Below are 13568 nucleotides of genomic sequence, written 5' to 3'. Positions count from 1 at the left end.
TCTCCGTATAGACAGTATTGCGTCAGACAGGACGCTGGTTCGAGGGCTCAGCCAAGGTTCATGTGCACGGCCTTCTGGTAGAGATAGCTGTCGACCTGCTCGGCAGCGCCCTTCCAGCCGTAGACACTCAGCTTGTAGCCGCCGAAGCCGACCTGGGGATCCAGCACGCCATAGCAGTTGACCCAGATGGTCCCGGCCTGGATGCCCTGCGCGAAGCGGTGTGCGGCGGACAGGTTCTGCGTCCAGACACCCTCGGCCAGGCCATAGCTGGTGTCGTTGGCGATGCGTCGGGCTCGGTCTCCCAGCGGCCGCTGTTCAGGTAGCCGTTGGCGCCCAGCAGCACCTCCTCGCGCGGTCCGGTGATGCCGCGCGCGGCCAGCTGGCACGCTGTGATCGCGGCCTGGCACACCAGCCCATGATGCACACGGACCATCAGCGTCGCGGGGGCGTAGATGGCCATCGTGTGCGGCTGGGTCATGGTGCGCGCGATGCCCTGTGTGTTCTCGAGCTGCTCCTGCGTCAGCCGCAGCAATTTCCCGACCGCCGCGACCGCACCAAAGATGTAGTGGCCGCCGCAGTCATTGGCCTTAACCGCCCGGCTGATGACCTTGTAGGCGGACCCCAGCCGAACCAGGATTTCCTGGCCGATCGCCAAGGCCGCAAGAAGTTCCTTTCCCGTCACGTTCTGCCGCAGGCCCGTCGCCGCCAGAAGGCTCGCGACGATGTACTCGCTGACGTGCCCAGCCTCTTCATGGAGGTCGCCGCAATCCATGGCCCGTGGCATCGGCCCGATGGCCAGTGCCGCTTTTGACGCGGGCACCTTGCCGCCATAGAACGGCAGCATGGTTTCCGGCTTGCCGCCCTTGTCCTTCACCAGCTCGACGATCGCCGGTATCCCGTCCATTGCCGAGCCTCCGATCGTGACGGCCACGGCGTCCAGCAAGGTATGCCTGACAAGCCGGATGACATCCGGCGGCACGTCCTCGTACCGCGTTTGCAGCGCCATGCGGCATAGCGTGGCCATCGGGTCTTCGGAGTTCTGACGTTGAAATCTTGTCATGGCAGGGTCTATGAGGTTGATTGACTATCTCGGGGACGGCCGCCAGCAGTCCGGCTGGGTGGGCTGATGAGAAAGGGGCATGCACTGGCTGTGCACGATTAGAAAGTCGGATGTCTCCAGCCCGCAATGCAGATGCCGCGTTTGTTCCGGAAACTGAAAACGCAGCCTTTTGCGGCACGCGGCTGAAGCGCGAAGCCGGTCATCTGCTTGCTGAATCAGCCTGCTAGAATGTGCCAGTTACATTTATGTGATCGCATCGATGGCCAAACGGAATACGACCTCTGCCGGAGCGAGCGAAACTCGCGAAAATCTTCTCAGGCTTGCCGCGCGGGCTTTCAGCGAATACGGCTATTCCGCCACCACGATGCGCAATATTGCCGAGCAGGCCGGGATTGAAGCCGCCAGCATCTACTATCACTTTTCATCGAAAGAAGAGTTGGTGGATGAGGTGATGGAGCAGGGGGGGGCGCGCATCGTCCATGCGCTGCAAGATCAGGTTGACGCGCTGGGCGAAGGAGCTTCCGCCGAACAGCGCTTTCGCGCTGCAGTGCTTGGGCAGATGTCCGGTCTGGTCAAGCACGGCGACTTTGCGCTTGCTCACAGCAGACTGCTGGGGCAACTTCCGGAGAACGTGCGGGAGCGGCAGATCAAGCGGCGGGAGCGACATCAGAAGCTTTGGAACGACTTGTTGGAGGACTTGCGTTCTGAGGGCAAGCTGCGCGTCGATGTCGATATTCACCTCGCCCGGATTTCTATCCTCGGCAGCATCAACTCCATACAGTCTTGGTTTAATCCACGCCGGGGCTCGCTGGAAACGGTTGCCGAGAAGCTTTGCGATATGTTTTTCGATGGCGTTGGCGTGCGCGTATAGCACGCTGCTGATTGCCCCGGCACAGCCGGTCTACGCTTCCCTGTGCAGGTGAGCACTGCGTGATCTCGCAATCGCTGAAGCCGCGGTCTCCAGAATGGTGGCAAGCCCTGCTTGAAACAGGGCGCGGGTCAGTCAGTGCCTGAGCCTGGCGGCGGGGCCAATCCCTCTCCCAGGCGTCGGCACCATCGCATTCCCAGCGCGGAATCCACTCTCCCTTCGATCCAGCGGAATCCGGTTCCGGGTTGCGTGGCATCCACACTGAAGGCGAATGGTGCCCAGATTCGAGCATCGTGGGAAGTCGACGCCAATTCACTTTCCCAATTGACCCCCTTAGTCGGTTTATCCAGAATGCGCCCGCCTTTTTGATAGCCGGTGCTTCGGGCTGGCGCCGCTGACGATCAACCCCTTGGTGAAAACCCTAGTGGCATTAGTTTTCCTCCGTGCCCAAACTAACTACCAGTTGTTAGGTAACTAACGATGGTTAGATTAAACCAATAGCCCGAGGTGGTCATGACGACACAGATGAAACCCATACGCTCCTTCCTCTTCGTTCCAGGCAACAAGCCGACCTGGATCGAGAAGTCCATTAACTCCAGGGCCGATGCGCTGATCCTTGACCTGGAGGACAGCGTGCCGCCCGCCCAGAAGGTCGAGGCGCGTGAGATCGTCAAGTCCAAGCTGGACTGGCTGGCCGCTCAGAAACAACGCATCTGGGTGCGCATCAACCGTAGTGCACATCTGTACGACTTCGAGGATATCCTGGCGATCGTCAGCCCAGTAGTCGAGGGAATCGTGATTTCGAAGCCCTGCGGCCCCGAGGACATTCATACCGTCTCGTCCATGCTGGCCGAGGCCGAATATCGAGCCGGCGTTGAGGTGGGCCACACCCGGGTGATCCCGCTATTGGAGACCGCGCGTTCCCTGCAATACGCCTACGAGATTGCCGAGCACGAGCGCGTGCCCGCCATCGTCGGCGCCACCGCCAAGAACGCCGATGTGGCCCGGGCCCTCAAGACCGTCTGGTCACTCGACGGGCGCGAGACCCTGTACCTGAAGTCGCGCATCGTCATGGCCGCACGCGCGGCGGGCAAGCTGCCCATCGGCGGAGTCTGGCAACAGGTGCATGACCTCGAAGGACTCAAAGTCTCGTCCGCCAACGACCGTCAACTGGGCATGAGTGGCGAACTGGTGCTGCACCCCTCCAACGTCGAGATTGTCAACAAGACCTACAGTCCCACCGAGGAGGAAGTGGCCTTCTATCAGGGGATGATCGACGCCCTGGACAAGGCCCAGGCCGAGGGCCGTGCCTCGTGCATCTATGACGGGGAGCACATCGACATCGCGCACGTGAAGACGGCGCGCGAAATCATCGAACTTGCAAACTCGTTCAACCACTGATTACGACCCTTCCCAAGGAGATAGACAAAATGGCAGGACTTTACTTCGAAGAATTCAAGCCCGGGATGGTGATCGAGCACGCCATCCGCCGCACCGTCACCGAGACCGACAACGTCCTGTTCTCGGCCATGACGTACAACTGCGCACCGCTGCACATCGATGCTGAGTACAGCAAGAACACGTTCTACGGCCAGCGCCTGGTCAACAGCATGTTCCTGCTGGCGCTGGTAGCCGGCATCACCGTGTACGAAACCACGCTGGGCACCACGCTGGGCAACCTCGGCTTTGGCGAAATTGCCTTTCCGAAGCCCACCTTCCACGGCGACACCATCCGCGTCGAGACTGAAATCCTCGAGACTCGCATCTCCAAGAGCCGGACGGACTCCGGCATCGTCACCTTCAAGCACGTTGCCAAGAACCAGCGCGATGAGATCGTCTGCACGGCCGTGCGGACCGGCCTGATGATGCTGCGCCCTGCCGATACGGCCTGATCTCTACCCTGCAGGAGTGAAGCGATGGATTACCAACTCAGCGCCGATCAGCACGCCATTGTTGATGCGGCAGAAAAGATCTGTGCGGACTTCCCGCTCGATTACTGGCGGAACAAGGATAAGAACCACGAGTTTCCGCACGAATTCTTCCAGGCCGTTGCCAGCGGCGGGTGGCTCGGCGTCTGCATGCCCGAAGAGTTCGGCGGTGCGAACCTCGGCGTGACCGAAGCTGCGCTCTTCCTGCGTACCGTGGCCGAGTGCGGCGGGCAGGCGGCAGCTTCCACCATCCACATGAACATCTTCGGCTTGCAACCGGTGGTGCATTTCGGCACGGAAGCGCAGAAGAAGGCCTGGTTGCCGCCCTTTGCCCGGGGCGAGACCAAGGCGTGCTTTGCCGTCACAGAGCCGGACACCGGCCTTGATACCACCAAGCTCAAGGTTGTGGCGAAGCAGCAGCCCGATGGCAACTACCTGCTGTCGGGCAAGAAGGTGTTCATCTCGACCGCGCAGGTCGCTGACCACATGCTGATCCTCGCGCGCACCACGCCGATCGACGAGGTCAAGAAGCACGGAGAAGGGCTGAGCCTGTTCTACACCAAGCTCGACCGCAAGTATGTGGAGATTCGCGAGATCGACAAGCTTGGCCGCGCCGCTGTCGACACCAACGAGTTGTTCATCGACGATCTGCCGGTTTCGAAAGGCTCGCTGATCGGTGAGGAAGGGAAGGGCCTGAAGTACATCTTCCACGGCATGAATGCGGAGCGTGTGTTCGTCTCCGCCGAGCAGGTCGGTATCGGCCGCGCCGTGCTCAAGCTTGCCACGGAATATGCCAAAGACCGCGTCGTCTTCGGTCGTCAGATCGGGAAGAACCAGGGTGTCCAGCATCCGCTGGCTCGCAATTGGGCGGAGCTCGAGGCAGCCAACCACATGCTGCTTGCCGCTGCCGATCTCTACGACAAGGGGCTCCCCTGCGGCTCGGAGGCAAACGCTGCGAAGCTGCTGGCATCCGAGGCGTGCATGAATGCCTGCCAGACCGCGATCCTCACGCATGGCGGGTTTGGCTACGCCAAGGAGTATCACGTGGAGCGGTTCATGCGCGAGGCCTGGATCGGGTACATCGCGCCCGTCACGCCGCAGCTCATCCTGTCGAATATCGCCGAGCGCAAGCTCGGCTTGCCGAAGTCCTACTAAGCGTCGCCAACCTTTCCGGTTCCCGGGAAGGTTGGCGACGGATAAGGCCTATAACTCACAGAGAGAACCAGCAGTGGCAGCCATCAGCACAGGAAGTGATGGCCACAGTGCAAAGCAAGCCCGCCTACGGGCGATGCCTGGCGTACACGGGGCAGGCATCGGCCGTACACGGGCTTCAGGAGACAAGCATGTCAGTCACAAGACCTTTGGAAGGTGTTCGCGTCCTTGATTTGACCGTGGCCCTGGCCGGGCCGTACGGTTCTCTGCTGCTCGGTGGCCTCGGCGCTGAGGTGATCCGCGTCGAATCACCGGGCGGCGGGGATATCGCGCGCAACAACCCGCCGTACGTGGGTAAGAATGGCATTCACTTTGGCGTCAGGCATGACGATGAGGTGTCGCTGACCATCCTGAACCGCGCGCGCAACAAGAAGAGCCTTACGCTCGACCTGAAGTCCGAAGAGGGGCGGGCGCTGTTCATGGAACTGGCCAAGGCGTGCGACGTCGTGATCGAGAACGCCAGCGAGGGTGCCACGGCGCGCCTGGGCGTGGACTACGAGAACGTGCGCAAAGCCAATCCCCGGATCATTTACGCTTCGATCAAAGCCTTCGGCGAGCCGAGCCCATACCCCAATCTCAAGGGCATGGACATCATCGTGCAAGCGCTGTCGGGCATGATGGACGTAACGGGCTTTCCTGACAGCCCGCCAACACGCTCGGGCCTGCCGATCGCCGACCTGATTGCGCCGCTGTACGCAGTCAACGGCATCCTGGCCGCACTGATTCACCGCGGCAGGACCGGCGAAGGCCAGCGCGTGCAGGTCTCGATGCTCGACTGTCTGGCCTCGCTCGTGGCCGAAGAGCATTTCGACGTATTCCTTGAGCACGGATATCCCAAGCGCTCCGGCAATTTCCAGGACCGGCTGGTGCCTTTCGGCGTCTACGGCACGCGCGACGGGCATGTGGCCATGGTGGCCTTCCAGCCAGACTGGTTCCAGAGCCTCATGGAAGCCATTGGCAAGCCCGAGCTGGCCACGGATCCGCGCTTTGCCACGCGCGGCCCGCGCATGAAGCATGCAGCCGAGATCAATGCCCTGATCGAGGACTGGACACGCGCGCGTACCAACGCGGAGGTCGTGCACGAACTGCAGGAAAGGCGTGGGGTGCCGGCCGCGGCGGTCCGTTCGCCGCTGGAAGTGCTGCAGGACCTGGCGTTGCAGGAGCGCGGCGCGGTGGTCAAGCTCGAACATCCGGATCTGTCGGACAGCCATGCCATGGGTATGGGGTTGCCCATCCAGTTTTCCCGCACGCCCTCGCAGTTCGACCAGCCTGCGCAGGCGCTGGGTGCTTCCAACGACGAGATCTACCGTGGCCTGCTCAAGCGTTCCGATGCCGAGATCCAGCAGTTGCGCGAACGGGGAGTGATATGAGATGACCAGTTCCGCGGCAGCAACGCCACGCTCAGGCCCCCTTGCAGGTATCAAGGTCGTGGAGATCGCGGGCATCGGTCCCGGCCCGCTGGCGGCCATGTTCCTGGCCGATCTCGGCGCCACCGTCATCCGCGTGGACCGCAAGGAGCCTTCGGGCCTGGGCGCACCGCGCCCCGTACAGTTCGACCTGGAGCTGCGCAACCGCAAGTCCATACGCGTCGACCTGAAAGACCCGGCCGCCGTAGACATGGTACTGGAACTGATCGATCAGGCAGATGCACTGATCGAAGGCTTTCGACCCGGCGTGATGGTGCGCCTGGGTCTGGGCCCCGATGCGTGCCTGGCGCGCAACCCGCGCCTGGTCTATGGCCGCGTCACGGGCTGGGGACAGGACGGGCCGCTTGCGCAGGTGGTCGGGCACGATGTGAACTACATCTCCATCACCGGGGCGCTCCACGCCTTGGGCCGCGCGGGTCAGGCGCCCACACCACCGCTCAACGTGCTCGGGGACTATGCGGGAGGATCGCTGTATCTGGCCTTTGGCCTCCTCGCTGGCATTCTGGAGGCGCGTACCTCCGACAAGGGCCAGGTAGTCGAAGCGGCCATGGTGGACGGGGTGGCTTCCATCATGACGGTGACCATGGGCCTGCACGCGGCCGGCATGCTCAGCAAGGAACGCGGTACCAATCTGCTGGATACGGGTGCGCACATCTACGAGGTCTACGAATGCGCCGACGGCAAATACATCAGCGTGGGCCCTATCGAGAGCAAGTTCTACAAGCTGTTTCTCGATAAGCTCGATTTGCAGGGTCACCCGCTGCTGCAGGATCAGATGGACCGCAGCAGGTGGCCCGAGGCCAAGCAGGTGCTCGCGACAAAGATCAAGCAACGTACGCGCGAAGATTGGGTGCGGCTGTTCGACGGACTCGACGCGTGCGTAGCGCCCGTGCTCGATTTCGACGAGGCACTGCAGCACCCGCATATCCGTGCGCGCGGCACGTTGACCGAGATCGATGGCGTCATTCAGCCCGCGCCGGGGCCGCGCTTTTCGCGCACACCGGCCACTCGCCCCGAATCGCCCGCACCGCTGAACACCGACAACGCCGTTACCGCGCTGCAGGACTGGTTGCCTCAGGAAAGCATCCAGGCGCACCTGGCGCGACAAACCTTTATTTGAGGACACGTCATCATGCTCAGAAGGACATTTGCTGGTGCCTGCGCCGTCGGGACAATGCTGGCTCTGGCCGGGGTGGTCCCAGCGGCCGTGGCGGCGGACTTCCCTGACGGCAGCAAGCCCATACGGATCATCGTGGCCACCGGCGTGGGCTCGGGGTCCGATCTCACTGCGCGTCAGATCGTTGCCGAGCTCCTCAAGGAATGGAAATCGCCCATCGTCGTCGAGAACAAGACAGGTGCAGGCGGTGTGATCGGCACTGACTTCGTCGCCAAGGCGGCGCCTGATGGTTACACACTGCTGGCCACCTATGCGCAGCACTACACCAATCAATTGGTGATGAGGACGCAGTATGACGCTGTGAAGGACTTTGAGCCCATCGCGCGCATCGCCAATTCGGCGCTGGTGATTTCGGTGGCAACGAATTCCCCCTACAAGACCCTCAAGGAGTTGGTAGAGGCGGCGAGGAAGAAGCCGGGCATCATCACTTATGGCTCCTCGGGCAACGGCACCACCTCGCACATGGCGGCTGCGCTCTTCATCAGCATGGCGGGCATCAAGCTGAACCACGTTCCGTACAAGGCGCCGGGCCAGGTCGCATTCGATGCGGCCGCCGGGCAAATCGACGTGAGCTTCAATGGCATGTCCTCGGTGTTGTCGCTGATTAAGGGCGGCCGCCTGCGCCCGCTGGCCGTGACGACCGCGCGGCGCTCGCAGAGCTTGCCGGATGTGCCCACGGTGGCGGAGCTTGGCTACCCCGGCTACGAGGCCGCGTCGCCCATTTGGATCTTCGCGCCGCGCGGCACGCCGCAGCCTATTGTCAAGAAGCTGTCCGATGCTGTGACGCGAGCCGCCAAGACGCCAGCCTTCGGCGAGTTGTGCCTTCATCAGGGATTGGAGGTTGACATTCAGGACGCTGCGACGGCCAAGGCCGCCGGCCCCGGCGAGCTGGAAAAGTGGCGCAAGCTCACGGGTGTAGCTGGCGTCAAGGCTGAATGAGAGGCCGGGCGACGCCGCTCGGCAAGAACCAATGACTTCTGAATGAATCGTCTCATGACGACACACAACCCCGACACCAGCGCGCTGCGGCGCCTGATCTTTGGGCGCGCCACCTGCCGCGCCTATTTGCCCGAACAGGTTCCCGAGGATGTGATCCGCAGCATCGTCGACGTCGCGCTCGGCACCGCCTCCTGGTGCAACACGCAACCTTGGGATCTGATCATTACTGCGGGCGAGAGCACCGACAAGTTCAGGAACGCACTGATGGAGCAGGTGCGGCAGCACCCCGAGCTTGACTCCGACTTTCCGTTTCCGGACGAGTACCGAGGCGCATATCTCGACCGTCGCCGCGAATCCGGATTTCAGCTCTACGAAGCGCTGGGAATTGGTCGCGGCGACAAGGAGCGGCGCGAGAGCCAGTCGTTTGAAAACTTCCGCTTGTTTGGCGCGCCGCACGTGATGATCGTCTCCGTCCCGGAGGAACTGGGACCGTATGGCGCCATTGATGCAGGCGGCTTTGTCAGCGCCTTCTTGCTGTCAGCCGAGGCTCACGGTGTCGCCACCACGCCGCAGGCGGCGATGGCCATGCAGTCCTGTTTCATCCGCAATTACTTCGGCATTCCCGATGGGCGAAAGATGGTATGCGGCATCTCCTTTGGCTACGCCGACAAGGCACATCCGGTGAATGGCTACCGAACGCGGCGCGCCAGCGTGGACGACATCCTGCACCTGCTGTGACATCCCCGGAAACAGCCATGACCGCGTTGTCTATCGACAATCCCGTCCCGCATGTGCGCCGCCTTACGCTGAATCGGCCAGAGCGTATGAACGCGCTGGACGGGTTGACATTGCAGGCGCTTAACGACGCGGTACGCGATTGCGCGGCGGCCGGAGATGCGGTCAAGGTGCTCGTGATCCGCGGCAGTGGCCGTGCCTTCTGTGCGGGCAACGACCTCAAGTGGCTCGCGAGCGGCGTACTGGCCGATCGCGCAGCCCATATGCGCCATCAGGACCTGATGCAAGACACCTATGAGCGCCTGGAGTCCGCGCCGCAAATCGTGTTGGCCAGCATCAATGTCTTTGCTCTTGCGGGAGGCTTCGAACTGGCGCTCGCCTGCGACCTGATGATCGCCGATGAGGAGGAAGGTTTCGGCGCCCATGGAATTCGACAAGGCCAGGCACCCGATTGACTTGGCGGGTGTGAAGGCTCAATAGTCCGAATGCTGTACACGGAGGGACTATGAGTGTGTTGATTGATTACATGGGCATCGTGCGCGAACTGCAGCAGGCCGGCGTGCAAGTGCTGGGCATCAAGGACATGGCCGGCCCTCGGCACTGGCGGGTAGCGAGGACGGTCCCGGCCTCAGTTGGAGCGATGGCCCCCTGATGATCAGACTGCTGCTTCATCCCTGATCTCTTCGTGGCGCAGCACGGGGAACCAGCCCGGCGTGGCTTCGATCACACCCCAGAGTTTGTCGGGGACCGTCAGGTCGGACGGCAGGCGAGACAGATCCAGGACCGTGTCGATCCTCTCTTCCTGCCCGGTCTGTGCCAGTTCCACCCAGCCAGGATTGATCACCAGGCTGCGGCCAACAGCCACGAGCGGCAGCCCCATGGCCAGCGCTGCGCGAGCCTCGCGTGGCGTGCGGACTTCACCGGCCGCGATCAAAGGCAAGCGGCCGGCCACGCATTCGATGATCTGTTCTGCTGTGGTCTGGTTGCCCACGTAGTCCTGTGGCTTGCCTTCCAGCAGGTTGTAGAGCGAGGCATGCAGATAGTCGATCTGGCCCTCTTCGATCAGCCGATCCACAAGCGTCAACGCATCGGCGGTGCGCAGGGCGCCTGCGCCAGGCTCTTCAGGCGAGAAGCGGTAGCCCAGCAGGAATGGGCGGTGGGCATGCGCAGCGATCACGCGGCGCACTTCGCGTACCACCTCCAAGGGAAAACGCATGCGCTTTCGGGCGATCCACCCCACTCATCTGTGCGCTGATTGAAAAGCGGCCAGAGGAAATTCTGGATAAGAAATCCGTGTGCGCCGTGTAGCTCTACGCCATCAAAGCCTGCCTCGATGGCGCGGCGCGTTGCCTCGCCAAAGGCGCGGATCACATCAAGAATATTTCCTGATGACCGAGCGCGCGGCTGGCCAGTTTGCCGTCATTGAAAGGTCCCTTGGGCGCGGCCACGGCGCCGGCGCCGACCAACTCGCCGTTCGGGATCAGGCTGGGGACGGCCTTGTTGCCAGCATGGAAGATTTGCAGCACAGCGGGTGCGCCGCCGCTCTTCGCTGCCTCTGCCAGCTTGCGCCGGCTGGGGACGAAACGGTCGTCGTAGGCCGCGAATTCATTGGTGAAGCCGATGCCGCTGGCCTGCACGTGGGTGCAGCCGGTCACGACGAGACCCACACCTTCGACCCGCGCGTGGTACCAAGCCAGCTCCTGGTCGGAGATGGTTTCGTCGGCGTTGGAGGACCAGGTGGTCATCGGCGCCATTACCACGCGATTGCGTAGGGTGATGCCGTTGGCGAATGAGAATGGTTGAAGTAGGAAGTCGTTGGACAATGTCATTGTGGATCTTCAATTCTGATGTTTCGCGCCGATGGCGCGAGCGCTGAAACCCGGAAAGAACATCAACGCCCGGCTTCAGGCACGAACCATTCGTCGTCGATGGCCCGCAGCATCTCGTCGGGCGTGAGCTGGCGCGTCATGCGTCCGCGCAGCACATGGCGGTGTTCGAAGGATCGCGCGCCGCGCGCCATCACCTTGTCCTTCAAGGCCGCGATGTGTTCGTCGCCAAAATGGCTGTTGTAGGTGTTGAACAGCACCACGCGCTGGCCGTCGAAGCGATTGATCTCGACAAAGGCCCAGATGGGCGGCGCCGGGCTGTACAGCCCAGCGGCGAGCCGATCCAGACGGTATCGAACGGTGTCAGGTCGATCGTGCGAGGGGTGACCTCGGGCAGCGCCTGCGGCTGGCTCTTGAGCGCGTTCGCGTCATTGAGCGCATGCACCAGCCCGCTTATGCCGAGCTGATAGTCCGGCGCCTGCAAGGAGAACAGTTTGGCATCCAGCCGCTTGGCGACGTCGCGGGGCGGCTAACGCCGTATTGCCAGAGCGCGAAAAATACACCACGGCCGTCCGCGAAGCCAGCGCCGCGGTGGTGGGCACATGAGGCGCCTTTCCCTCTAGTTGGCGTGCCTGGTGGCTCTCAATCGAGGTAACGGAGAGCAGCACACCCAGTGCCGCCGCCAGGGCGAGCCCCAGCGCGACGAGGAACCAGTGCAGAAGCGTCATGGGGCGGGCGTTTCACGGTCCTACATGAAGTACGGCTTGTCGCCGTCGCTGCCTGGCTTGTTCACGCCCAGGTTTTCGTCCACGTGCAACGCTGGCGATTCGATGATCCTGGTGATCAGGTCGCCTACGCTCTTGCGGGAGACCACGGTACCCTTGAACGCCTCATTCCTGATTGTCAGCTCGTAGTCCACCTCGTCCTCATCGGTCAGCCAGGCAGGACGCAGGATGGTGTATTGCAGGCTCGAGGCTTCGATGGCATCGGCCGCGCGGCGGAAGGGCTTGAGATCCCCTCCGATGTTGGTGTTGTTCCATTCGCCGAACTTGCCTGGCACCTCGTCATAGATGCCGAGCGCCAGCACGAAAATCAGGCGTGTGATACCCGTGGCCTGCATGGCGGCAACCACTTGCTTTGCTTGCGCATCGAGGTCGTCGCCGGTGAGGTTCGCATAGACGATATCCTGGCCCGTCATGGCCTGCTGGAGCAGCTTCTTGTCCAGCACGCTGCCGATCACGACCTTCGCGTTCGCGGGGGTATCTCCGAGCTTCCGGGGATTGCGCACGAGCAAGGCCTGGCTCACGTCTTTGTCACCGGCGAGGGCTTTGACGACCCATTGTGCGACTTGGCCGTTGGCGCCGAGTATGAGTACGTTCTTCATGGTTGAATTCCTTTTCTTGAGTCGCGGCGGCGCCCCTTGCCGCCGCCGGCCAGGGCGGCGGGGCGGGCCTCCTGTCTTTAGAGGTTTTCCTTGAGGAAGGGAACCACCTTCTCCATGGCGATGGCCACAGGCTCGGGCTTGTCGTAGAGGTCATAGTGCGACCAGCCTTCGGCCACGACGATGTGCTTGTTCGTGGAGGCAGCGCGGCCGTAGATCTCCCAGCCGTCGCGGTAGGCGCCGTAACCGCCGGGCTTGTCGCCGATGACGATCATCAGCGGCTGGGTCAGCAGGACCTCGGCGTTCAGGAAGGCGTCCCAGCCCATGGCGGCGCCGCTGAAGGACATCAACTGGCTGGTGGCGCCGTTGGGTTGCTGGCCGCGGGAGGTCTTGTAGTATTCCGTGGCCTCGAGCACGTCGATGTCCGTGACGCCAGCCTTCTTGCCCGCTGCAACCGACTCCGGCAGCAGGTTGACGACGCTGCGCTCGCCACCCCTCGCCTCGGCAGTGCGCAGCCTGGCCATGTGCTCGATGGACTCAACCGGCTTGAAGTTGGCGAACCCTTCCCGGATCAGGCGGCCGAAGTTGACGCCGGTAATCGATGTCAGTGCCTTGAGGCGATGGTCGGTGATGCCCGCATGGATCGTATAGGCACCGCCGCCGCACACGCCGATGGCACCGATGCGGTTCTGATCGACGTAGGGCAGGGCTGCAGGTAGTCGACAGCGAAGCGGATGTCGGACACGCGGATGGCCGGGTCTTCAATGAAGCGCGGCGTACCATCAGGCTGCGGGTCGTCATGAAGCCGGGAGCGTTCGGATGTTCGCAGCGGGGCGTGTGGTAATACTCCCATGCTTCCTCCAGCTCCTTGTTTGGGGCATCTTCCTTGCGCATGGGGGCCAGTGGCCGAAAAAGCCGCCTCGGAGGATACTCGGCAAAACATCAGGAAGCGACGTGCCGCGGGATGAAGCGATGCCGAAGTCGCCTTTGCGTCAGTCGATTTCAATCGACATTG

13 protein-coding genes and 4 pseudogenes are annotated in these 13568 nt (G+C 62.5%); 10 read left to right on the top strand and 7 right to left on the bottom strand.

From position 1 onward, the window contains the following. Nucleotides 1–47 precede the first annotated feature (47 nt). Together K2O51_RS35485 and K2O51_RS35480 are read right to left on the bottom strand one after the other, a co-directional pair. Entirely contained in the window at nt 48–386 is a 339-nt protein-coding gene (locus tag K2O51_RS35485) for an aldehyde dehydrogenase family protein (RefSeq protein WP_342394115.1), read from the bottom strand. Next, nucleotides 374–1006, bottom strand: a pseudogene (locus K2O51_RS35480) (MmgE/PrpD family protein); the annotation flags it as partial. The pseudogene K2O51_RS35480 and the gene K2O51_RS35485, both read right to left, overlap by 13 nt. A 313-nt stretch (nt 1007–1319) precedes the next feature. Between K2O51_RS35480 and K2O51_RS34675 the strand changes: the two are divergent. The 10 genes and pseudogenes from K2O51_RS34675 to K2O51_RS34630 all read left to right on the top strand — a co-directional run bounded on the left by K2O51_RS34675 (nt 1320) and on the right by K2O51_RS34630 (nt 9998). Continuing rightward, nucleotides 1320–1931, top strand: a complete 612-nt coding sequence (locus K2O51_RS34675; protein WP_220632099.1) for a TetR/AcrR family transcriptional regulator — start codon at nt 1320–1322, stop codon at nt 1929–1931. 510 nt (nt 1932–2441) lie between these two features. After that, nucleotides 2442–3329, top strand: a complete 888-nt coding sequence (locus tag K2O51_RS34670) for an HpcH/HpaI aldolase/citrate lyase family protein (RefSeq protein ID WP_220632098.1) — start codon at nt 2442–2444, stop codon at nt 3327–3329. Between the two features lie 29 nt (nt 3330–3358). Further along, entirely contained in the window at nt 3359–3820 is a 462-nt protein-coding gene (locus tag K2O51_RS34665) for a MaoC family dehydratase (RefSeq protein WP_220632097.1), read from the top strand. 24 nt (nt 3821–3844) lie between these two features. Next, the gene (locus K2O51_RS34660) at nt 3845–5011 is read left to right on the top strand and encodes an acyl-CoA dehydrogenase family protein (RefSeq protein WP_220632096.1); all 1167 of its coding nucleotides are present in this window, start codon (nt 3845–3847) and stop codon (nt 5009–5011) included. A gap of 188 nt (nt 5012–5199) precedes the next feature. Then, nucleotides 5200–6438, top strand: coding sequence for a CaiB/BaiF CoA transferase family protein (locus tag K2O51_RS34655; protein WP_220632095.1), 1239 nt, complete (start codon nt 5200–5202; stop codon nt 6436–6438). 1 nt (nt 6439) lies between these two features. After that, the gene (locus tag K2O51_RS34650) at nt 6440–7615 is read left to right on the top strand and encodes a CaiB/BaiF CoA transferase family protein (protein ID WP_220632094.1); all 1176 of its coding nucleotides are present in this window, start codon (nt 6440–6442) and stop codon (nt 7613–7615) included. Nucleotides 7616–7669: 54 nt separating this feature from the next. After that, the gene (locus K2O51_RS34645) at nt 7670–8611 is read left to right on the top strand and encodes a Bug family tripartite tricarboxylate transporter substrate binding protein (RefSeq protein WP_245002015.1); all 942 of its coding nucleotides are present in this window, start codon (nt 7670–7672) and stop codon (nt 8609–8611) included. 54 nt (nt 8612–8665) lie between these two features. Then, a complete protein-coding gene (locus tag K2O51_RS34640; protein ID WP_220632092.1) occupies nt 8666–9349 on the top strand; it encodes a nitroreductase in 684 nt (227 codons plus the stop codon). 17 nt (nt 9350–9366) lie between these two features. Further along, nucleotides 9367–9795 (top strand): annotated as a pseudogene (locus tag K2O51_RS34635) (enoyl-CoA hydratase/isomerase family protein); the annotation flags it as partial. Nucleotides 9796–9851: 56 nt separating this feature from the next. Next, nucleotides 9852–9998, top strand: a complete 147-nt coding sequence (locus K2O51_RS34630) for a hypothetical protein (protein ID WP_220632091.1) — start codon at nt 9852–9854, stop codon at nt 9996–9998. Nucleotides 9999–10001: 3 nt separating this feature from the next. Here K2O51_RS34630 and K2O51_RS34625 read toward each other — a convergent pair. From K2O51_RS34625 to K2O51_RS35965, 5 genes and pseudogenes are all read right to left on the bottom strand, one after another. After that, nucleotides 10002–11175, bottom strand: a pseudogene (locus K2O51_RS34625) (NADH-dependent flavin oxidoreductase). Nucleotides 11176–11237: 62 nt separating this feature from the next. After that, a complete protein-coding gene (locus K2O51_RS35475; protein WP_245002013.1) occupies nt 11238–11435 on the bottom strand; it encodes a hypothetical protein in 198 nt (65 codons plus the stop codon). A 485-nt stretch (nt 11436–11920) separates the two neighbouring features. Beyond that, nucleotides 11921–12556, bottom strand: a complete 636-nt coding sequence (locus tag K2O51_RS34615; RefSeq protein ID WP_220632090.1) for an SDR family oxidoreductase — start codon at nt 12554–12556, stop codon at nt 11921–11923. A gap of 77 nt (nt 12557–12633) precedes the next feature. Beyond that, nucleotides 12634–13221 (bottom strand): alpha/beta hydrolase, encoded by a 588-nt coding sequence (locus K2O51_RS34610; protein WP_425333015.1) that lies wholly within the window; start codon nt 13219–13221, stop codon nt 12634–12636. Nucleotides 13222–13336: 115 nt separating this feature from the next. Further along, nucleotides 13337–13459, bottom strand: a pseudogene (locus tag K2O51_RS35965) (alpha/beta hydrolase); the annotation flags it as partial. Nucleotides 13460–13568: the final 109 nt, after the last annotated feature.

The organism is Cupriavidus pinatubonensis (assembly GCF_019602855.1).
Classification (GTDB): domain Bacteria; phylum Pseudomonadota; class Gammaproteobacteria; order Burkholderiales; family Burkholderiaceae; genus Cupriavidus; species Cupriavidus pinatubonensis.
Note: the sequence above shows the minus strand (reverse complement) of the source record. Positions and strands in the feature narration are given on the sequence as shown.

What these genes read in the sequence shown, in the direction of transcription:
- K2O51_RS34655 (WP_220632095.1), top strand. Translation starts at nt 5,200, where the DNA reads ATGTCAGTCACAAGACCTTTGGAAGGTGTTCGCGTCCTTGATTTGACC.
- K2O51_RS34675 (WP_220632099.1), top strand. Translation starts at nt 1,320, where the DNA reads ATGGCCAAACGGAATACGACCTCTGCCGGAGCGAGCGAAACTCGCGAA.
- K2O51_RS34630 (WP_220632091.1), top strand. Translation starts at nt 9,852, where the DNA reads ATGAGTGTGTTGATTGATTACATGGGCATCGTGCGCGAACTGCAGCAG.
- K2O51_RS34645 (WP_245002015.1), top strand. Translation starts at nt 7,670, where the DNA reads ATGCTGGCTCTGGCCGGGGTGGTCCCAGCGGCCGTGGCGGCGGACTTC.
- K2O51_RS34670 (WP_220632098.1), top strand. Translation starts at nt 2,442, where the DNA reads ATGACGACACAGATGAAACCCATACGCTCCTTCCTCTTCGTTCCAGGC.
- K2O51_RS34640 (WP_220632092.1), top strand. Translation starts at nt 8,666, where the DNA reads ATGACGACACACAACCCCGACACCAGCGCGCTGCGGCGCCTGATCTTT.
- K2O51_RS34615 (WP_220632090.1), bottom strand. Translation starts at nt 12,556, where the DNA reads ATGAAGAACGTACTCATACTCGGCGCCAACGGCCAAGTCGCACAATGG.
- K2O51_RS34660 (WP_220632096.1), top strand. Translation starts at nt 3,845, where the DNA reads ATGGATTACCAACTCAGCGCCGATCAGCACGCCATTGTTGATGCGGCA.
- K2O51_RS34665 (WP_220632097.1), top strand. Translation starts at nt 3,359, where the DNA reads ATGGCAGGACTTTACTTCGAAGAATTCAAGCCCGGGATGGTGATCGAG.
- K2O51_RS34650 (WP_220632094.1), top strand. Translation starts at nt 6,440, where the DNA reads ATGACCAGTTCCGCGGCAGCAACGCCACGCTCAGGCCCCCTTGCAGGT.